General features: G+C 71.5%; 18 protein-coding genes. 13 read left to right on the top strand and 5 right to left on the bottom strand.

The features are described from left to right. The first annotated feature begins 54 nt into the window (after positions 1 to 54). The 6 genes from AB0N07_RS22520 to AB0N07_RS22545 all read left to right on the top strand — a co-directional run bounded on the left by AB0N07_RS22520 (position 55) and on the right by AB0N07_RS22545 (position 7,326). On the top strand, positions 55 to 1,491 hold the full coding sequence (locus AB0N07_RS22520; protein WP_365837680.1) for a CAP domain-containing protein: 1,437 nt from the start codon (positions 55 to 57) through the stop codon (positions 1,489 to 1,491). Between the two features lie 64 nt (positions 1,492 to 1,555). Further along, positions 1,556 to 2,233: an AIM24 family protein gene (locus tag AB0N07_RS22525; protein WP_365837683.1), complete on the top strand. Its 678-nt coding sequence runs from the start codon at positions 1,556 to 1,558 to the stop codon at positions 2,231 to 2,233. 175 nt (positions 2,234 to 2,408) lie between these two features. After that, the gene (locus tag AB0N07_RS22530) at positions 2,409 to 3,449 is read left to right on the top strand and encodes a tetratricopeptide repeat protein (protein ID WP_365837685.1); all 1,041 of its coding nucleotides are present in this window, start codon (positions 2,409 to 2,411) and stop codon (positions 3,447 to 3,449) included. After that, positions 3,446 to 4,483, top strand: a complete 1,038-nt coding sequence (locus tag AB0N07_RS22535; protein WP_365837687.1) for a polyprenyl synthetase family protein — start codon at positions 3,446 to 3,448, stop codon at positions 4,481 to 4,483. Before AB0N07_RS22530 ends, AB0N07_RS22535 begins: the two co-directional genes overlap by 4 nt. A gap of 151 nt (positions 4,484 to 4,634) precedes the next feature. Then, positions 4,635 to 5,594: a threonine/serine dehydratase gene (locus AB0N07_RS22540; protein WP_365837689.1), complete on the top strand. Its 960-nt coding sequence runs from the start codon at positions 4,635 to 4,637 to the stop codon at positions 5,592 to 5,594. 103 nt (positions 5,595 to 5,697) lie between these two features. Then, entirely contained in the window at positions 5,698 to 7,326 is a 1,629-nt protein-coding gene (locus tag AB0N07_RS22545; RefSeq protein WP_365837691.1) for a serine/threonine-protein kinase, read from the top strand. Here the strand turns inward: AB0N07_RS22545 and AB0N07_RS22550 are convergent. Further along, entirely contained in the window at positions 7,318 to 8,763 is a 1,446-nt protein-coding gene (locus AB0N07_RS22550) for a serine hydrolase domain-containing protein (protein ID WP_365837693.1), read from the bottom strand. The two genes, AB0N07_RS22545 and AB0N07_RS22550, sit on opposite strands and share 9 nt — an antisense overlap. A gap of 74 nt (positions 8,764 to 8,837) precedes the next feature. Between AB0N07_RS22550 and AB0N07_RS22555 the strand changes: the two genes are divergently transcribed. Together AB0N07_RS22555 and AB0N07_RS22560 are read left to right on the top strand one after the other, a co-directional pair. After that, positions 8,838 to 9,809 (top strand): LLM class F420-dependent oxidoreductase, encoded by a 972-nt coding sequence (locus AB0N07_RS22555; RefSeq protein ID WP_365837695.1) that lies wholly within the window; start codon positions 8,838 to 8,840, stop codon positions 9,807 to 9,809. An 84-nt stretch (positions 9,810 to 9,893) separates the two neighbouring features. Further along, positions 9,894 to 10,907 (top strand): hypothetical protein, encoded by a 1,014-nt coding sequence (locus tag AB0N07_RS22560; RefSeq protein WP_365837697.1) that lies wholly within the window; start codon positions 9,894 to 9,896, stop codon positions 10,905 to 10,907. Between the two features lie 155 nt (positions 10,908 to 11,062). Here AB0N07_RS22560 and AB0N07_RS22565 read toward each other — a convergent pair whose 3' ends face one another. After that, positions 11,063 to 11,560, bottom strand: a complete 498-nt coding sequence (locus AB0N07_RS22565) for a DUF6328 family protein (RefSeq protein ID WP_365837699.1) — start codon at positions 11,558 to 11,560, stop codon at positions 11,063 to 11,065. Between the two features lie 160 nt (positions 11,561 to 11,720). On the opposite strand from AB0N07_RS22565, the gene AB0N07_RS22570 reads away from it, so the two are divergent. Continuing rightward, on the top strand, positions 11,721 to 12,065 hold the full coding sequence (locus tag AB0N07_RS22570; RefSeq protein WP_365837701.1) for a hypothetical protein: 345 nt from the start codon (positions 11,721 to 11,723) through the stop codon (positions 12,063 to 12,065). 14 nt (positions 12,066 to 12,079) lie between these two features. Here the strand turns inward: AB0N07_RS22570 and AB0N07_RS22575 are convergent, their stop codons facing one another. Next, on the bottom strand, positions 12,080 to 13,063 hold the full coding sequence (locus tag AB0N07_RS22575; RefSeq protein WP_365837703.1) for an aldo/keto reductase: 984 nt from the start codon (positions 13,061 to 13,063) through the stop codon (positions 12,080 to 12,082). A gap of 187 nt (positions 13,064 to 13,250) precedes the next feature. On the opposite strand from AB0N07_RS22575, the gene AB0N07_RS22580 reads away from it, so the two are divergent. Then, positions 13,251 to 14,930, top strand: a complete 1,680-nt coding sequence (locus AB0N07_RS22580; RefSeq protein WP_365837705.1) for a cholesterol oxidase substrate-binding domain-containing protein — start codon at positions 13,251 to 13,253, stop codon at positions 14,928 to 14,930. Positions 14,931 to 14,986: 56 nt separating this feature from the next. Here AB0N07_RS22580 and AB0N07_RS22585 read toward each other — a convergent pair whose 3' ends face one another. Both AB0N07_RS22585 and AB0N07_RS22590 read right to left on the bottom strand, forming a co-directional pair. Continuing rightward, entirely contained in the window at positions 14,987 to 15,592 is a 606-nt protein-coding gene (locus AB0N07_RS22585) for a TetR family transcriptional regulator (protein ID WP_365837707.1), read from the bottom strand. After that, a complete protein-coding gene (locus AB0N07_RS22590; protein WP_365837709.1) occupies positions 15,589 to 17,070 on the bottom strand; it encodes an MFS transporter in 1,482 nt (493 codons plus the stop codon). Before AB0N07_RS22590 ends, AB0N07_RS22585 begins: the two co-directional genes overlap by 4 nt. Before the next feature lie 407 nt (positions 17,071 to 17,477). On the opposite strand from AB0N07_RS22590, the gene AB0N07_RS22595 reads away from it, so the two are divergent. The 3 genes from AB0N07_RS22595 to AB0N07_RS22605 all read left to right on the top strand — a co-directional run bounded on the left by AB0N07_RS22595 (position 17,478) and on the right by AB0N07_RS22605 (position 19,246). After that, positions 17,478 to 17,849 (top strand): tyrosinase cofactor, encoded by a 372-nt coding sequence (locus tag AB0N07_RS22595; RefSeq protein WP_365837711.1) that lies wholly within the window; start codon positions 17,478 to 17,480, stop codon positions 17,847 to 17,849. Positions 17,850 to 17,883: 34 nt separating this feature from the next. After that, the gene (locus tag AB0N07_RS22600) at positions 17,884 to 18,708 is read left to right on the top strand and encodes a tyrosinase family protein (RefSeq protein ID WP_365837713.1); all 825 of its coding nucleotides are present in this window, start codon (positions 17,884 to 17,886) and stop codon (positions 18,706 to 18,708) included. Positions 18,709 to 18,793: 85 nt separating this feature from the next. After that, positions 18,794 to 19,246 carry an SRPBCC family protein gene (locus AB0N07_RS22605; RefSeq protein WP_365837715.1) on the top strand — a complete coding sequence of 151 codons (453 nt, stop codon included), beginning with the start codon at positions 18,794 to 18,796 and terminating at the stop codon, positions 19,244 to 19,246. The last annotated feature ends 17 nt before the right edge of the window (positions 19,247 to 19,263 follow it).

The following is a 19,263-nucleotide window of genomic DNA, read 5'->3' on the forward strand; positions in this document are numbered from 1 at the left end:
GACGTTGTCCGGTGGAGCCCATCGAGGGGTGAGCGACGACACCGGGGCGGCGGGATGAGCGAGTTGGTGCCCGGGGGCAACACGCCCCTCCCGGACGGTGCCTTGACCGTCCGAGTGCCCGGCCCCTTCGACGTGTCCGCGCTGATCACGGACGACGGGGGCAGGGTCCGCGGCGACGGCGACTTCGTGTTCTACAACCAGCCCTCCGCCCCTGGCGCCCGGCTCCACGGCGACACCCTCACCGTCGACCCGCAGAGGCTGCGCCCGGGAGCCACCAGGGTCACGGTGGTCGTCAGCCCGGCCGAACCCGGCACTCCCCTGATCCGCCTGCCCGCGCCCACCCTCCACGCGGCGGCCCCCGGCGGCCGCCCACTCGCCCGCTTCACCCCGCCGCGCCCGGGCCAGGAGACGGTGCTGCTGCTCGCCGAGATCTACCGGCGCGGCGGCAGCTGGAAACTGCGGGCCCTGGGGCAGGGCTACGCCGACGGGCTCGCCGGGCTTGCGCGGGACTTCGGCGTGGACGTCCTGGACGAACCCCAAGTGCGGCCCAGGTCTGCGACCCGAGAGGCACCCGGGGGCCGTGCCTCGGCCCCGACACCGGCGTCCCCGCCCACCCCGCCGCCATCCCGACCCACTGCCCCGGCAGCACCGCGCGCCGGAACCTGGCCGGAGTCCTCGACACCGCCGCTCCCCCCGGCCCGCTCCCACTCCCCCGACCCGGACGGCTTTCTCGGCCTCGTCAACTCCGCCCGTGCCGCGGCCGGTTCTGAGCCCGTGGCCCTCGATGCCCGTCTGACGTCGGCGGCCCGCGCCCATGCGGCCGCCATGGCCTCGGCAGGCCGCCTCGGCGTGGAAGGCGGAGACGGCCTCTCCCTCTACCAGCGCGTCACGGCCGCCGGGTACACGTATCTCACCGTCGGCGAGCACCTGGTCTCCGGTCCGCGTACGCCCGCCGAGTTCGTCCAGTACTGCCTGAGCGAAGAGCAGCCCGGCCGCACCCTGCGCGACCCCGCCTTTCTGCATGCCGGCCTGGCGTACGTCGGCGACGGCCGGTCGGGAGACGTCTACTGGACCGCGCTGTGGGCCAGACCGCTCACCCCGGGCGACCTCGCGCGGACGGCGGCCGAGGTCGTCGCCCGCACCAACCGGGAGCGCGCCGGCGCCGGTCTGCCGCCCCTGGCCACCGACCCCGTGCTCGCCACCGCGGCGCAGGCACACAGCGCGGACATGGTGGCCCGCGCCTTCTACTCGCACACATCACCAGAGGGAAGTCAGCCCTGGGACCGGGCCGCCGCCGCGGGTGCACGACGGCGCTCGGTCGGCGAGAACATAGCCTGCGGTCAGCGCTCACCCGCCGAGGTCGTCGACGGCTGGATGAACAGCCCCGGCCACCGCGCCAACATCCTCAAACCCGAATTCACCCATATCGGGATCGGCTTGGCGGGCGGCGGCCCGGCGGGCATGTACTGGACCCAGCTGTTCGGCGCCTGACCACCGGGAACCGACCCTTCCCGCGATCTTGGCGGAACGGAATCCTCCGGGACAGGATGCCCGGATGAAGGGTTCCCTCTTTTCCAGCGAGCACATGGTCCAGCCGGCCACCGCGCCCGGCATGACGGTCGAGAACGCCAAGTGCGTCAAGTACGCGGTGAACGGCGAGATGCTCGCCCGTCAGGGCGCGATGGTCGCCTACCGCGGCAACCTCCAGTTCGAGCGCAAGGGCCAGGGCGTGGGCGGCATGCTCAAGCGCGCGGTCACCGGGGAGGGGCTGCCGCTGATGGCGGTGCGCGGGCAGGGCGAGGCCTGGTTCGCGCACGAGGCGCAGAACTGTTTCATCGTCGAGGTCGACCCCGGTGACGAGTTCACCGTCAACGGCCGCAACGTGCTGTGTTTCGACGCCTCGTTGTCGTACCGGATCGCGACGGTGAAGGGCGCGGGCATCGCCGGCGGCGGACTGTTCAACAGTGTCTTCACCGGCCAGGGCCGACTGGGTCTGGTGTGCGAGGGCAATCCGCTGGTCATCCCGGTCTCGCCGCAGTTCCCGGTGTACGTGGACACGGACGCGGTGGTCGGCTGGACGGCCGGTCTGCAGACCTCGCTGCGCCGTTCGCAGTCCATCGGATCGATGCTGCGCGGCGGCAGCGGGGAGGCCGTACAGCTGATGCTGCAGGGCGACGGGTACGTGGTCGTCCGGCCGAGCGAGGCGACGCCGCAGAAGGCCCAGCAGCACTGAGCCCCACGGAGTGATCTGCGCCTCAGGAGCAACCTCTCCGGTGCCGACGACGTCTTGATCCCCAACAGGTGACGCCCTGGCCCCATGGGTCAGGGCCCATTTTTCGACGCTCTATACACACCATGTATACGCGGAATGTATAGATGGCGTGTATACCGGCCACCGAAAGGGACTCATGTACGGCAAGGCATTCGCCCCGGAATACCAGGGCGCCCTGAACACCCTCTCCGTGAACTCCTCGCTGACCGAGGTACTGGCCGTCGGCACAAGGGAGTTGAGAGCGGCCGAGCGGTCGGGGCGGCACGGGGAGGTGGCCCGTTCCGGCCTCGCGGTGGCCGAGGCGCACCGCCGGCTGGGCCAGGTGGGCGACGCCGACCGGGCGTGGAAGGCGAGCTACCGTGCGGCCCGTGCGGCCGGGGACACGGCGGCGATGGCGTGGGCGCTGTGGAGCGGCGGCACGCTGGCCCGGCAGCGCGGCGCCTTCCCGCTGGCCCGGCGGCTGCTGGGGCTCGCGGCCGAACTCGGCGAACGGGGCGGTGACGTCGTCGTACGCGGATACTCCCTTGCGGGACTCGCCGAGACCGGCCGCATCCAGGGCGACTACCAGGCCGTCCGCAGACTGCACGAGCAGCTGCTGGCGGAGGCCCGGCGGCGGGGCGAGGCGCGGCACACGGTGTGGGCGCTGGAGGGCATCGCGCAGATCCACCGCAACACGGGTGAGTACGACACCGCGTACGCGCTGTTCGAGGAGGCGGCCGAGATAGCCTCGCGCGCCGACGACCGGCGCGGCCACGCCTGGGCGCTGCGCGGCCTCGCCGACCTCGTGTCCGTGCGGGACGGGAACGTCGAGCGGGCGCTGGCGCTGCTGTCCGAGGCGGAGAGGACCTGCCGGGCGATGAAGCTGTCCAGCGCGCTGGCCTACAACCACAAGATGCGCGGCAACGTCCTGTACCGGGCGGGGCGCTGGGCCGAGGCGCGAGACCTGTACGAGCAGGCTCTTGCGGAGTTCCGTGCGATGAGCGAGCCGCGCGGGCAGGCGCTGGCGCGGCTGGGACTGGCCAAGTCCCTGGCCCGGCTGGGCCGCGACCGCGACGACACGGCGGCCGAACTGGCGGAACTGGCAGCGGAGTTGGAGCGGATCGGGCTGCGGCATGCGCGGGAGATGGTGGCGCGGGCGCAGCAGGAGTTCGGCGTGGCTGCGGAGGTCGTACGGTGACGGCACTCCCCTCGACGCTGCGGGCACCGGCCGGGGCGACCCAAGTCCTCCACCGCTGCCGCGAGTTGGTACGCCCCGCGCTGGTGGAGGCCGTGGGGCGCATGCATCCGTGGGTGGGTGAGATGGCCGCCTACTCCTTCGGCTGGTGCGAGGTGGGCGGTGAGCCGACCGGCGCGTCCGGCGGGAAGGGCGTGCGGCAGGCGCTGGCCGTGCTGGGCGCCGAGGCCACGGGCGCGGACGGGCGGGCCGGGGTGCCCGCGGCAGTCGCCGTGGAGCTGGTGCATACCTTCTCCCTCCTGCACGACGACATCATGGACGGCGACGCGGCCCGGCGGCGCCGACCCACCGTCTGGAAGGCGTACGGCACCGGACCCGCCGTCCTCGCGGGCGATGCCCTGTTCGCGCTGGCCGTCGAGACCCTCGCCGCGGCACCGGGCGGGCCGCAGGCGGTGCGGGTGCTGTCGGTGGCACTGGGTGACCTGGTACGCGGCCAGGCGGACGACCTGCTGTTCGCCGCGCGCGCGTGGACGGGGCCGCAGCGGGTGCGGCTGGAGGAGTACCGGGCGATGGCCGAGTGCAAGACGGGCGCGCTGCTCGGCTGCGCCGCCGCACTCGGTGCCCTGCTCGGCGGCGCGGCCCCTTCGGTGGTCGACGCCCTCGACCGTGCCGGGCGGCACCTCGGGATCGCCTTCCAGGTCGTCGACGACGTCCTGGGCATCTGGGGCGACCCCGCGGTCACCGGGAAGCCCGTGCACGGCGATCTACGGGAACGGAAGAAGACGTTCCCCGTGCTGGCCGCACTCGGCTCCGGCGCCCCCGCGTCCCGCCGACTCGCCGCACTTCTGGACGCGGGCGGGGACCCCGCGGAGGCGGCCGCGCTGATCGAGACGCTGGGCGGCCGGACGGAGGCACTGGCCGAAGCGCGTGCGCACATCGCCGCGGTGGAGGCGGCTCTGGCCGATGTCGCACTGTCGGCACGGCCGGTGGAGGAGCTGCGGTCCTTGCTGGAGTATCTGCTGCGGCGGGATCTCTGACGGGTCCGCGGGGCCCGCCGCGCTCGGCGGTGGGCGCCGCCGCCCCTCGCCGCCATGAGGAACGCCAAAGCGTTTGACCTACGCCGTCTCCGGCGTCAGGGTGCGAAGGGGGACGGACCCTCGTCTCCCCCGTGCCGGAAGGGTGACTGTCTTGATCGGGATCTCCGAGGTCGAAGCCGTGGCCGAGCGCATCGCCGGGCACGTCGTGCGTACGCCGACGCTGCCGAGCCCGGGACTGGCCGCGCTGCTCGAAATCCCGGTCACCGTCAAGCTCGAACTGCTGCAGCGCACCGGGTCGTTCAAGGTGCGCGGCGCGACGGCGAAGCTGCTGTCGCTGAGTGCCGGCGAGCGGGCCGCCGGAGTCGTGGCGGTCAGCGGCGGCAACCACGGGATCGCCGTCGCGGTCATGGCCGCCGCCCTCGATGTGAAGGCCACCGTGGTCATGCCGCGCTCGGCACCCGCCCGCGCGATCGAGATCGCCGGGGCCGCGGGAGCGTCGGTGCGGCTGACGGACGCCATGGACGAGGCGTTCGCGCTGATGAAGCGGCTGCAGGAAGAGGGGCTGACGCTGGTCCATCCCTTCGACGACCCGGTGGTGGTCGCCGGACAGGGCACCGTCGGCCTCGAGTTCGCCGCCGACGCGGGTGACGTCACCGATGTGCTCGTCAGCATCGGGGGCGGCGGGCTGATCTCCGGCGTCGCGACGGCGCTGCGGGACCGGCGGCCCGAGGTACGGATCTGGGGTGTGGAGACCCAGGGCGCGCAGGCCATGACGGAGGCGCTGGCGGCGGGCGGCCCGGTGCCGGTCGCCCTGTCGTCCCTCGTGAGCACGCTCAGCGCACCCTCCGTCTCGCAGCTGACCTACGACCATGTGTCCGCGCTGGTCCACGAGGTGCTCGTGGTGCCGGACCGGGAGGCGGTGCAGGGCACGCTCGACCTCGCCGACCATGCCAAGGTGTGGGCCGAACCCGCGGCCGGCTGTCTGCTGCCCGCGGCCCGCCAGGTCCTGGAGCGGGTCGGTGAGGGCGCACGGCTCGGACTGGTCGTGTGCGGGGGCAACGCGACGACCGCCGATGTCACGGGATGGGCGGAACGCTTCGGGCTGCGCTGAGTTTCCGGACCCGTGGGCGCCGATGATTTGTGGATCCTTTGAACACACCCCATCGCGCTCCCCGTACCTCTGTGAAAGGTGAGACCCAGGGGTACGACGAGGGATGGCCATGGTCAAGGCGCATGTCTTCACGCACGAGTTGGTTGCCGGAAGGTACCGGCTCGTCGATGTCGTCCACCAGGAGACGAACCGCATCTGCTGGTACGGCAAGGACGTCAACGTCGGACGGGCCTATCTCCTCACCCAGATCGCGCTCCCGGACGACCCGGACGCCGAGGCCGCGCCCCGGGCGACCGCCCGTGTCATCCGCATGTCGGAGACCATGGGGCTGATGTGCCCCGGCGCGGTCGCGACGGTCGTCGACGCCGTGGAGCAGGACGGCACGCTGTGGACCGTGACCGAATGGATCGACGGGACGCCCCTGAGCGAACTCGTCGCCCAGCAGGGCACGTTCAACTATGTGCGGGCGGCCCGTATCGGGCTGGAGCTGCTCGATGTGCTGGAGGCGGCGCACGGCGAGGGCATCACCCACGGCGAACTCAGCCCCGGCCAGGTCTATGTGCAGGAGCGGGGCGGGATCGTGGTCACCGGCTTCGGCCTGGCCGGCGCGACCCTGGCACCGAGGCTCTCGGCGCCGTCGTACGCCTCCCCCGAGCAGGCCCGTGACGAGCGCATCGGGCCGGCGGCCGACCTGTGGGCGCTGGGCGCGATTCTCTACACCATGGTCGAGGGACGTCCTCCGTTCCGGGACCGGGACCGTCCCGAGGCCACCTTGAAGGGCGTGGACCGGCTTCCGCTGCGCACCCCGGTGCACGCCGGGCCCCTCACCCCGACCGTGCAGGGGCTGCTCCGCAAGAACTCGAGGGAGCGGCTGACCCGCCCGGTGGTGCGCGAGGCCCTCACCCGCGTCCTGACCGAGGATCCCGACACGGTCTCGGCCACCGTGGCGCGGCCCCGGCTGCGCGGCGTGTACACCGCCGCCTGCCATGCCGCCCCCGGCTGGAGCAGACGCACCATGGCCATCGGGACCGCGCTGGCCGTCGTGACCGTGACGGCCGCCGTGCTGGCCGCCATCGATCAACTGCCGGGCACCGGCACGTCCTCGACCGACACCGCGCCCCAGCCGTCGGTCTCCGCCACCGCGTCCGCCACGCCGCCGGACAGCCGCACCGACGGCAGGAACTCCAGCCCGTCCGCGTCACCCACGCCGACCGCATCACAGACGACTTCCGCGCCCTCCCCCTCCTCCGCATCGGCCGGCGCGCTGCCGCCGGGTTTCCACCGCTACACCGCACCCGAGGGCTTCTCCGTCGCCCTCCCCAAGGACTGGAAACGGGTGGACACCTCGCGCGTCGGCGACCTTTCGACCCGCGTGACCTTCGGGGCGGACGGCGATCCCCGCACCCTCGCGGTCACCTACAGCACCGTCGTGGGCCCCGACCCGGTCTCCGTCTGGCGCGACGACGTCGAGCCCCAGTTGGAGAAGGACGACGGCTTTCAGCGGATCGGCGAGATCAAGGCCACGACGTACCAGGGCCACAAGGCCGCCGACATGGAGTGGCTCTCCCAGGCCGACGGCACGCGGGTGCGCACTTTCGGGCGCGGTTTCCTGCTCGGCGGCGGTCGCGGCTTCTCGCTGCGCTGGACGACTCCGGCCGCCGACTGGAACGACGCCGCGAACCGGCAGGCGCTGGACACCTTCCTGCGGACCTTCCGGGTGACGTCAGGCTGAGGCCCGGGGCGCGCGCATCGCGCGCAGCGGGGGACCGTGCAGCGGAGTGGTGTGCCACCGTGCTGTGAAGGTGCGCTCCGGCAGTGAGCACGTGACGGTCAGCCGGTGCGGTGTCTCCAGGAACACGACGTCCACGGCGAGGGTGTCCGCGTCGGTCCATCCGCCGCTCACCGCGGTCGGCAGCGGCTCGCCGGTGACGGTCCAGTCGCCCTCCCGGACCTGCAGGCCGAGTTCGTGACCGTTCTCGGTGAGGCACAGGGCCCAGCCGTCCGCACTCCTCGTCACCCCGGCCCCGGTCAGCTTCGGCTGGTCCGCGCAGATGCCGCCGTGCGGGGTGAAGTCGGCGCCCGCCCAGTCCTGCGCCCGCTCCGGCGGTACGGGCTTTCCTGCGGCGGGGGGCAGCGCGAGCCGCGTCAGCCGCTCCCGCAGGGCCGTGTCCTCGTCCTCGCGGCCCGGTAGCGGTGCGGGGCCGAAGGCCGGCAGCAGGTGCTGCCAGACAAGATCGAGCAGCTGCTGCATCTGCTCGGTCGCCGCGGTCGTGGCGATCACGGCGTCGTGCTCGGGCAGCACCAGGCAGAACTGCCCGTACGCGCCGTCACCGCGACAGCCGTGCCGGGAGGTCCAGAACTGGAGGCCGTAGCCCTGCTGCCAGTCCGACAGCGCGCCCGCAGCCGTACCGTCGCCGTTGCCGATGTGCGGGCGCGTGGCCTCGGCCACCCACCCCTCGGGCAGCAGGCGCCGGCCCTCCCACACCCCGTCCTGCAGATACAACTGGCCGAGCCGGGCAATGGCGTCGGTGGTGGCGTGCAGCCCGCTGAAGCCCAGTTCACGGCCGGACCGGTCGCGCAGCCAGGCCGTCTCGCCCACGCCGAGCGGGTCCAGCAGCCGTGGGCGCAGATATTCGGTCAGCGGCTGACCCGTGACACGCTGGACGATCGCGGCGAGGGTGTAGGTGGTGGGCTGGTTGTAGGCGAAGACGCTCCCCGGCTCCCGCTCGGGCGGCAGCAGCAGGAAGCCGCGCACCAGGTCCGCGCGGTCGGCGGCGAGCGCCTGGTCCAGGGTCTCCGCCTCGTGCCCGCTGGCCATCGACGCCACGTGCCGTACCAGCATGGCGCGACTGTGCGGGTCGGTGATGTCGGCGTCGAAATCGGGAAAGTACGAGATCACCGGGTCGTCGAAGCTGAGCAGTCCCTCATCGGCGGCGATCCCGGCGGCCGTCGCCGTGAAGCTCTTGCTCAGGGAGTACAGCAGGTGCGGTCTTTCACAGGTGTACGGCGCCCACCAGCCGGAGGCCACCAGCCGGCCGTGCCGCATGATCATCAGGCTGTGCGGTTCGATGTCCGGAGCGGCTTCAAGGGCGTCGAGGAAGGCGTGGACGCCGGCGGCGTCGACACCTTGGGCGGCGGGGCTGCCGACGGGCAGCGGGCGAGCGCTCATGGAGGCATCCTCCCCGGTGACCGGCGGCGGATCGAGGGCTGTTTTCCGCTGCCCGTACCGGGGACTCGGCGGTCATGGTGCAAATCGGATACACGATGATGACCGAGCAGGCCGGCCCCCGTGACCTTGTCGACCATCTGGTGCGGGCCGAGGGCGCCGGCTACGACTTCTCCGTGACTTCGGACCACTACTTCCCCTGGCTGCGCTCGCAGGGTCACTCGCCGTATGCGTGGAGCGTGTTGGGCGCGGCGGCGCAGGCGACCTCGCGCATTCCGCTCATGACGTATGTGACGTGTCCGAGCGTCCGCTACCACCCGGCGGTGGTGGCGCAGAAGGCGGCCACGATGCAGTTGCTGTCCGAGGGCCGCTTCCGGCTGGGACTGGGCTCCGGCGAGAACCTCAACGAGCATGTGGTGGGCGGCGGTTGGCCGTCCGTCGACGTGCGCCACGAGATGCTGGAGGAGGCGGTGGAGATCATCCGGGCGCTCTTCGAGGGCGGCCATGTCAACCATCGCGGCACCCACTTCGACGTGGAGTCGGCCCGGCTGTGGGATCTGCCGGACGAACCGCCGCCCATCGGCATCGCCGTCTCCGGCGATCAGTCCTGCGCTCTGGCGGGCAGGCTCGCCGACCTGGTCATCGCCACCGAGCCCAAGGCGGGCCTGCTGACGGCGTTCGACCGGCACGGCGGTGAAGGCAAGCCGCGCGTGGGCCAGCTGCCCGTGTGCTACGACCCGGACCGGGACACGGCGGTGAAGCGCGCGCACGCACAGTTCCGCTGGTTCGGCAACGGCTGGAAGGTCAACTCCGAGCTGCCGCACCCGGATGCCTTCGAGTCGGCGACCCAGTTCGTCACCCATGACGACGTCGCCTCGTCGATCCCGTGCGGCGACAACCCGGACGACTTCGTCGAGGCCGTACGCCCGTACGCCGAGGCCGGCTTCGGGGAGGTCGCACTGGTGCAGATCGGCGGCGAGTCCCAGCCGGCGTACCTGGACTGGGCGGAGAAGACGCTGCTGCCGGCGCTGCGGGACGCCTTCGGCTGATCGCGAAAGTCCGGCGGACGGGTCCGGATAGGCTGCCGGTCTGCACTTCTGCAGTCCGACCAGCTTTGCACAGGAGAGTCGTCCGTGACCCTAGCGATCGTCCCGTCCGAGTCGTCCCCCGCCCCGCTGTCCGACCTCGTCGCGCGGGACGCGCGCGAGTTCGGCGTGTACGCGCGGACCGGAGGTTGGGCCTTCGGCCTGATGGTGGCGCGCAGCGTACGGCCCGGTGGGCAGGGCGCGGAGGAGACGCCGAAGGTGTCCGCGAAGGAGTTCGCGGAGCTGGCCGGGTGCTCTCCCGAGCGCGTCATGCGGTACTACAAGGCCTGGGACCGGGCCGCCGACGACGGCATGGTTCCGCACTTCGAGGCGCTGGCGCCGGGCCAGGAGGTGGAGCTGCCGGACGCTGACGTGTGGCTGAGCTACTACGTGTCCCGCAACAGCGCGACCTCCGAGCGCGGCACCGCCATCGCGGAGGCCGCCGAGGCGGAGGGCATCCGGCCGACGAAGGCCCTGGAGGTCGCCGAGAACCCCACCGCCCTGCGCGCCGCGATCCTCGCCGACCCCTCGACCGCCCGGGCGGCCCGCCAGGCGCTGCTCGACCGGGTCCGTGAGGACCCGGAGCTGCAGGCGGAGTTGGCGCGGGACGTCGTGCGTACCGACGACCTGAAGAAGGCCGTCGCCACCGAGAGCCGGGCCGCCGACCGGATCGGCTATGTCCGTCAGATCGCTGAGTCGGGGCAGGTCAAGACGCCCGCCGGGCAGACCATCGACGCGCCGGTCGACCTGCGCCAGGAGGCCGAGCGGCACCTGTCGCTCATCGACGAGCTCGAGGACGACGAGGACACCGGCGAGTGGGCCAGCGAGGCCTACGACACCATGAAGTCCCTCGTCGCCGAGGCCGTGGAGGCCGATCCCGAACTGCGTGTGCAGGAGCGGCGGACGAAGTTCTACAGCAGTCTGCAGAAGGCGACCAAGGCGTTCGAGGAGCTGACCTTCGACGATGTGCAGGACTTCGTCGAGGACGACATGGTCCAGCGTCTGGAGGAGCTCCAGCAGGCCATCGTCATGTGCCTGAGCGCGTTGCGCGGCGGCAACTGAGGATCCGGGCCGGGGCGGGGCTGAGTAGCCGTACTGCTGTCCTGCACTCCGCCGTCCGCCTCGGCCTGGGGTGCACGTGATCGCACCACCCGGTTCCCGGAGACCGTCCGAGTGCTGGTGGGGCCCGTGTGCGCGTGTCTCGCCTTCAGCGCGTGTCACTCCGTATGGCGGTGGCGGGTCCACAGCGGCACCCCGTACCAGCACAGCGCGTACCACGCGACCACTGCCGCGACGATCCAGGTCACGGCCCCGTTGTGGGTGGCGACCCGCAGGATCAGCACCAGTGAGGAGGTCATGGTGGCGAGCAGCAGCGCCAGGCCGACGAAGGTCATCCGGGAGGCCATCTCGACGGCCTGCGGCTTGACCCGCCGCCCGGACACCAGGCGGTGCAGGGAGACGGGCCCGATCAGCGCTCCGGTCGCGGCGGCGCCCAGCACCACGGTCACGATGTAGATGGTCTTGTCGGTGTGTGCCAGCGAGTCGTACTTCTGCTGGAACACCACGGTGAGAAGGAAACCGAACAGGATCTGCACCCCGGTCTGGGCGACCCTGACCTCCTGGATCAGCTCACCCCACTTCCGGTCGGCCCGCTCCTCCTCGGTCTCGTGCCGCCCCCACTCGTTCAGTTCTGCTCCGCTGTTTGTGGCCGGCAAGGTTCCTCCCGGCTCGATCGCCCCGGATGTCTACCTGACCCGGGTTCCCTGTTCGCGCGGGATTGACCGGGCCGTGCGCAATCGGACCCTGTTTGGGCGATCAACAGTCGGTTACACGGAGCGCATGGCGTACGACGACCACCCGAGGAGTCCGACGACCATGTCCGGCAGCGAGCTCACGGTCACCGTCAGCGGCGGCACCGCCGCGGACGCACGCGCGGTCGTGCGGGTCCTGGAGCCCGCCTTCGGAATACCGAAGGAGGAGCTTCCCGCCGACGACGAGGTCACCGTTCACACGGCGAGGTTCGAGCACGATCCGGCAGGCCGGCCGTCCGAGCCCGGTCCCGTCGGCCGTCTGTCCGGGGCGGTGACGCTGACCGTGCAGGGCTCCCCCGTGGCGGTGGCGCGGGCGCGCGAGACGCTCACCCACGCTTTCACGGCCCAGGACCAGGGCTCGGTCTCCGGCGACCAGGAGCAGGAGTGGCAGCTGCTCCTGGAGCCGTGAGCCGATTGCCGCGGTTACCAGCGGCCTTCCACCTGGTCCTTGATCCGGCGGTCGTAGAGGTCGCGGATGGCACTGAGCGTCTGGTCAGTGAGCGGCGGGAGCTTGGCGGCGGCCGCGTTGGCGCGGGCCTGCTCGGGTGAGCGGGCGCCGGGGATCACGGTGGTCACGCCGGGCTGCTGCACGATCCAGCGCAGCGCGAGCTGGGCCGGGGTGTAGCCCTCGGGCGCCAGCGCGGAGAACTCGGCGGCCGCCTCGACGCCTGTCGCGTAGTCGACGCCGGAGAAGGTCTCGCCGACGTCGAAGGACTCGCCGCGCCGGTTGTAGGTGCGGTGGTCGTTCTCCGGGAAGACGGTGTCCTTGGTGTACTTGCCCGACAGCAGGCCGGAGGCGAGCGGGACCCGGGCGATGATGCCGACGCCCGCCTCCTGCGCGGCCGGGAGGACCTCGCGCAGCGGTTTCATACGGAAGGCGTTGAGGATGATCTGGACGCTCGCCACGTTCGGCCGGGCGATCGCGGTCAGCGCCTCCGCGCAGGTCTCCACGCTGACGCCGTAGGCCGCGATGCGCTCCTCCTCGACCAGGGTGTCCAGGGCGTCGAACACCGCGTCCGTGGAGTACACGGGCGTCGGCGGGCAGTGCAGTTGTACGAGGTCGATGCGGTCGACGCCGAGGTTGCGCCGTGAACGGTCGTTCCAGGCACGGAAGTTGTCGAGGACGTAGTTCTCGGGGATCTGCTCGACGCGGCGGCCCATCTTCGTGGCGACCAGCACATGCAGGTCCGGCCTGCCGCTGAGGAACGCGGCGATGGTCTGCTCGCTGCGCCCGTCGCCGTACACGTCGGCGGTGTCGAAGAAGGTCACCCCCGACTCGGCCGCCGCCTCCAGCACCGCCAGAGCTTCCTTGTCGTCGACGTCTCCCCAGTCGGCGCCCAGCTGCCATGTGCCCAGACCGACGACGGATGCGTGCTGACCCGACCTACCGAATGTGCGCTCGTCCATGGCGTCAGTCTGTCATTCGTCACGCCTCTGCACGGAATCGACCGCTCCGGAGCGCCGCCTGTGAAACATTCACTCGGACGAGTGATGGCATTGGACAAGAATCCTGCATGTGTCAACGCCCCCCTAGCGTGAACCCGTGACTGATTGTTCAGCGAGCAACTTATCGTCCGGGGCGGAGAACTCGTCGTTGAGCCGCCGCGGCTTCCTTGCGGGCGCGGCCGCGCTGGCCGCCGTCCCCGTGCTGATCGCGGCCGACCCGGCGGTCGCCGCGCAGGAGCTGCCGGAGTTCCCGGCGGATGTCGCCCTGTACCGCTCCGCGTACCGCAACTGGGTCGGCGAGATCACCGCGGACGGGCTGTGGGCCTGTGCTCCGGCCGCCGCGGATCAGGTGGTCGAGGTCGTCAACTGGGCCTGGCGGCACGGCTGGAGGGTGCGCGCCCGGGGTTCCGCGCACGGCTGGTCGCCGCTGACGATCACCGAGGGCACCGCCTCGGACGCTCCCGTCCTGCTCGTGGACACCGCCCTTCATCTCACCGGCCTGTCCCTGGACTCGGCGAGCTCGGTGCGCGCCGGCACCGGCGTCACGATGGAGGCCCTGCTCACCTACTTGGAGGCGCACGGCCTGGGGGTCACCGCCGCGCCCGCTCCCGGTGATCTCACCCTGGGCGGCGCGCTCGCCGTCGACGCGCACGGCACCGCCGTACCGGCGCAGGGCGAGCAGCGGCTGCCCGGGCACACGTACGGCTCGCTCAGCAATCTGGTGCTGTCGCTGACGGCGGTCGTGTGGGACGGGAGCTCCGGAGCGTATGTGCTGCGGAGGCACGAGCGCGACGAGGCGGACTGTGCCGCTCTCCTCACCCACCTGGGACGGGCGCTGGTGACGGAGGTCGTGCTGCGGGTGGGCGCGAACGCCGATCTGCGGTGTGTGAGCCGTACGGACATCCCGGCCTCCGAGCTCTTCGCGGCGCCCGGTACCGGGGGGCGCACCCTCGCGAGTTACCTCGACACGTCTGGGCGGGTGGAGGCGATCTGGTTCGCGTTCACCGAGTGCCCCTGGTTCAAGGTGTGGAGCGTGGCACCGACGCGGCCGCTCACCTCGCGGCATGTGACATCGCCGTACAACTACCCGTTCTCCGACAACGTCCCGACCGTGGTGGCGGACCTGGTCGGGCGGATGACCTCGGACGCGGCCTGGTATCTGGCTCCGGTGCTGGGCAACGCGCAGTACGACGTGGCGGCGCTCGGACTGGTGACGACGCTGTCGGCGGACATCTGGGGGCCGTCGAAGAACACCCTGCTCTACATCAGGCCGACGACGCTGCGGGTGACCGCGAACGGCTACGCCATGCTCACCACGCGGGCCCAAGTGCAGCGCGTGGTCGCCGAGTTCACATCCTTCTACCGCGAGCGGCTCGCCGCGTACGCGGCGCTGGGCCGCTACCCGGTGAACGGTTCGGTGGAGATCCGGGTGACCGGCCTCGACGACCCGGCCGATGCCGGACTGGACGGTGCCCGCGCCCCGTTGCTGTCGGCGCTGCGGCAGAGCGACACGCACCCGGAGTGGGACACGGCGGTGTGGCTGGACGTCCTGACGCTACCCGGCACGCCGTACGCGGAGGCCTTCCTGCGCGAGCTCGAGCAGTTCCTGCTGCGCACGTTCGACGGGGAGCACGCGCTCACCCGGGTCGAGTGGTCCAAGGGCTGGGCCTACACGGACGAGTCCGCCTGGAGCGACGAGGAGGTGCTGGGCCAGACGGTGCCCGCGTCGCTGGGCGAGGCGGCATGGGGGCAGGCGGCCGGGATCCTGGACCGGCTCGACCCGCACCGCGTGTTCGGCAACGGATTCCTGGACCGGTTGCTGCATTGAGCGCAGCCGAGGGCCGGTCATGTCTCCTGTGGGGAGAGGCCCCGAGCGGTTCGTGACTACGGCCGTGGGGTTCCGCCGCCCGGTGTGAGGTGCGTCTGCAGCGCGGGCGCGTAGCGGGCCACGATCTCCTCCAGTGCGGCGCCCCGCACATGGGTGCCGCGCGCGATGCCGTACATCACCCCCAGGCCCAGCAGGTTCGCGACGGCCAGCTCGGCGCGCAGGCCCGCTTCGGGGCCGTCGAGGCGTTCGGTGAGGCGGTCGGTGACCTGGGTGCGGAAGTTGGTGCGCAGGATGTCGCCCTGCGCGCCGTGCAAAGGCGCGAAGACGATCCGCAGGAGCGGGTCGGCGCCCTGCTGCGACTGGCTGACCAGCACATGGCGGACCATGTGCCGGCCGAGTTCGTCCAGCGGCGCGTCGAGCAGGGCCTCGGCGTCGGTCTCGAAGGACATGACGCGGGCGAAGAGGGTGTCCTTGTTGCCGAAGTACTTCAGGATCAACGGCGCGCTGACACCGGCCCTTTCGGCGACCGCCTTGAGCGTGATGTCGGCGTGGGCGTGGCGGGCCAGCAGGTGTCGGGCCGCCTTGAGGATGGCCGTCTTGGTGGCCTCGGCGTCCCGGCGGGCGGGCGCGGAGGTGGTGGGGGGAGTGCTCACGGCACTCATGCTCCCTCCAGCGCCTCGTCGTGGGGATCCCGGGCCCGCCCGCGGGCACGGGGTGTCCCGCCCGTGGTCGCGTCGCCCGGGATGGTCAGGGCTGCGGCACTGGCCGTCAGGGCGACCGCGCCGGCGAGGCCGAAGGCGAGCAGATAGCCGTGCAGGGTGGGCACGGGGGCTGAGCCCACCAGGCTGGTGTGGTGGACCAGTACGGCGGCGACGGCGGCGCTGGAGACGGCCTGGCCGATGGTGCGCATCAGGACGTTGACGCCGTTGGCGGAGGCGGTCTGCTCGGCCGGGACGGCACGCAGGATCAGGGTGGGCAGCGCCGAGTAGGCGAGGGTGGTGCCGGTCGACACCACCGTAGCCCCCAGGATGATCATCCAGAGGTCGCGGCTGTCGGCGATGCGCACCGCGTAACCGCAGGCGATGACCGCGGCCCCGAGGGCGAGGGTGATGCGGGGGCCGCGGGCCGCGGAGATGCGGGCCGAGACGGATGAGAACAGCAGCATGGTGACGCCGCCGGGCAGCAGACACAGTCCGGTCTCCACGATCGACAGCCCGAGCCCGTACCCGGTGGCCTTGGGCGCCTGCACGAGCTGGGCGGTCACCAGGGAGTTGGCGTAGAAGGCGAACCCGGTGAGCAGCGCCGCCACGTGCGACAGGCCCACGCGCGGCCTGGAGACCAGCCGCAGGTCGACCAGCGGGAGTTCGGTGCGCAGCTGCTGCCACCACCACAGGGCCAGTACGACGACGGCGCCGAGGAAGAGGCCGACGACACGCACGCTCCCCCACCCCCACTGCCCGCCCTGCGAAACGCCCAGCAGCAGGCACACCAGTCCTGCGGCCAGCCCCAGTGCGCCTGGTACGTCGAAGCGGCCGGGCTGCCGCACGGGCGACTCCTTGACCGCCCACCACACCGCCGTCACGCCGAGCGCGCCGAGGGCGCTGGTCAGCCAGAACATGGTGTGCCAGTCGGCGTACTGCACGACCAGCGCAGCCAGCGGCAGGCCCAGGGCGGCGCCGATGCCGACGGTGGAGCTCATCAGCGCCACCGCGGAGCCACGGCGCTCCGGCGGCAGCTCGTCGCGCAGGATGCTGATCGACAGCGGCACCACGGAGGCGGCGGCACCCTGCAGGGCGCGGGCCGCGATGAGGACCACGATGTCGGACGACAGGGCGCACATCACCGAGCCGACGGTCATCAGGACGAGGGCCGAGGTCAGCACCCTGCGCTTGCCGTACATGTCGCCGGCCCGGCCCAGTACCGGAGTGAGCACGGCGCCGGACAACAGGGTCGCCGTGACCATCCAGGAGACCGTGCCGGCGGAGGCGCCCGTCAGCCGCGGCAGATCGGGCAGGAGCGGTACGACGACGGTCTGCATGACGGCCATGAGGATGCCGCCGAACGCCAGCACCGGAATCGTGAGCCGGTCACGCAGGGCTCCTCTTCCGGAGGTGCGGGGTATCGGGCCTGGCTGATCCATCGGCACTCCAGCAGCGATGTGGCGAAAGTACGGGTGAATGACAATTCACCTTAGCCGGTGAATTGCCATTCACCCAAGAGGGGCGCCGGTCCCGCGACGGCGGGTGCCCCTGGTGCGGGTGTGCAGGTCGGGCAACCGGATCGCGTCAGCTTCCCGAGGTGAGGCAGGCCACTGACGGCGCACCCGCCCGCCAAGGACCACCTGGAACACCGGGGGCGATGAGAAGGAATTTCCCCTTCCGGGTGTCGCGGGGCATCTCCCACGGCAAGATCATCTTCGTTCAGTCTTGTACAACATGTCGGCAATTGTCCTGATCGCAGCCAACCGCGCTCGACGGATTTCTCCTGCTCTCGGCGGGGCCGATAGGCATTCCGGGTCGTCAACCGAACGAACCCCGGAGATCCCCTGTGCCGACCCTGACCCGACGCCGCGCCCTCACCGCGGCGGCCGCCCTCACCGCGGCCGCCGCCGCCCACACCGCCACCACCCCTTCCGCGACCGCCGCCGACCACCAGCACCCCGGCTCCCCCGAGCCCTTCGACGAGGTCTACAAGGGCCGCCGGATACAGGGCCGGCCGGCCTCCGGCGGCGGGCACCACCACGGCATGGGTTACACCGTCCTCGTCGACGGGGTCGAACTGCACGTGATGCAGAACGCCGACAGCACCTGGATCAGCGTCGTCAGCCACTACGCCCCGGTTCCCACACCGCACGCGGCGGCACGTGCGGCCGTCGACGAGCTGCAGGGCGCCCGGCTCGTCCCCCTCCCCGCCAACTGACCCGTCCCGCGACCCCTTTGGGAGCACCCGCACCATGACCGTCCGCAAGAACCAGGCGAGCCTGACCGCCGACGAGAAGCGGCGCTTCGTCGCAGCCGTCGTCGAACTCAAGCGCAGCGGCCGCTACGACGCCTTCGTCACCACCCACAACGCCTTCATCCTCGGCGACACCGACAACGGCGAACGCACCGGCCACCGTTCACCGTCCTTCCTGCCCTGGCACCGAAGATTCCTGCTGGACTTCGAGAGCGCACTGCAGTCGGTGGACGCGTCGGTCGCGCTGCCCTACTGGGACTGGAGCACCGACCGCTCACCTCGTTCCTCGCTGTGGGCACCGGACTTCCTCGGAGGCACCGGGCGCGCCCGTGACGGCCAGGTGATGGACGGCCCGTTCGCCGCGTCCGCCGGCAACTGGCCGATCAACGTGCGGGTCGACGGCCGTACGTTCCTGCGTCGCCAACTGGGTTCGAATGTAAGGGAGTTGCCGACTCGGGCCGAGGTCGAGTCGGTGCTGTCCACAGAGATGTACGACATGCCACCGTGGAACAGCGCCTCGGACGGCTTCCGCAACCACCTGGAGGGCTGGCGCGGCGTCAACCTGCACAACCGGGTCCATGTGTGGGTCGGCGGGCAGATGGCCACCGGGGTCTCCCCCAACGACCCCGTGTTCTGGCTCCACCACGCCTACATCGACAAGCTGTGGGCCGAGTGGCAGCGGCGCCACCCCGGCTCCGGCTATCTGCCGACCGGCGGAACGCCGGACGTGGTCGACCTCGACGAGACGATGAAGCCGTGGAACGACGTACGGCCCGCCGATCTGCTGGACCACACCGCCCACTACACCTTCGACACCGACTGACGGCCGGGGCACGGTGGTTTGCTCCGCAGGTCAGGGGTACCCGCGCCGGACGCAACCGATGTGAGAGCGAAGGAGGGGTTCACCCGTGTCGCAGGTCGAGGAATCCATCGAGGTCGGCGTCCCGGTGCACACCGCCTACAACCAGTGGACTCAGTTCGAGACGTTCCCCGAGTTCATGAACGGCGTGGACCGCATCGAACAGCGCACCGACACGCTCACGCACTGGGTGACCAGCGTCAACGGCGTGCACCGCGAGTTCGATGCGGAGATCACCGAGCAGATCCCGGACGAGCGGGTCGCCTGGACGACCGTCGCCGGTCAGGCCCGGCAGGCCGGGGCGGTGACCTTCCACCGCCTCGACGACAACCACACCAAGGTCATGCTGCAGATGGACTTCCATCCCGACACCGTCGCCGAACAGGTCGGCGACAAGCTCGGCTTCGTGAAGCGGCAGACCAAGGGCGACCTGGAGCGCTTCAAGAAGTTCATCGAGGCGCGCGGCCAGGAGACCGGGGAGTGGCGCGGCGTGGTCACCTGACCTGCGCCCGCTCCTGA

Source organism: Streptomyces sp. NPDC051172 (assembly GCF_040682555.1).
GTDB lineage: Bacteria > Actinomycetota > Actinomycetes > Streptomycetales > Streptomycetaceae > Streptomyces.

Coding starts and splice junctions, on each gene's coding strand:
- AB0N07_RS22530 (WP_365837685.1), top strand. CDS start 2,409: ATGTACGGCAAGGCATTCGCCCCGGAATACCAGGGCGCCCTGAACACC.
- AB0N07_RS22520 (WP_365837680.1), top strand. CDS start 55: ATGAGCGAGTTGGTGCCCGGGGGCAACACGCCCCTCCCGGACGGTGCC.
- AB0N07_RS22585 (WP_365837707.1), bottom strand. CDS start 15,592: ATGAGTGCCGTGAGCACTCCCCCCACCACCTCCGCGCCCGCCCGCCGG.
- AB0N07_RS22550 (WP_365837693.1), bottom strand. CDS start 8,763: ATGAGCGCTCGCCCGCTGCCCGTCGGCAGCCCCGCCGCCCAAGGTGTC.
- AB0N07_RS22590 (WP_365837709.1), bottom strand. CDS start 17,070: ATGGATCAGCCAGGCCCGATACCCCGCACCTCCGGAAGAGGAGCCCTG.
- AB0N07_RS22525 (WP_365837683.1), top strand. CDS start 1,556: ATGAAGGGTTCCCTCTTTTCCAGCGAGCACATGGTCCAGCCGGCCACC.
- AB0N07_RS22570 (WP_365837701.1), top strand. CDS start 11,721: ATGTCCGGCAGCGAGCTCACGGTCACCGTCAGCGGCGGCACCGCCGCG.
- AB0N07_RS22600 (WP_365837713.1), top strand. CDS start 17,884: ATGACCGTCCGCAAGAACCAGGCGAGCCTGACCGCCGACGAGAAGCGG.
- AB0N07_RS22575 (WP_365837703.1), bottom strand. CDS start 13,063: ATGGACGAGCGCACATTCGGTAGGTCGGGTCAGCACGCATCCGTCGTC.
- AB0N07_RS22545 (WP_365837691.1), top strand. CDS start 5,698: ATGGCCATGGTCAAGGCGCATGTCTTCACGCACGAGTTGGTTGCCGGA.
- AB0N07_RS22555 (WP_365837695.1), top strand. CDS start 8,838: ATGGTGCAAATCGGATACACGATGATGACCGAGCAGGCCGGCCCCCGT.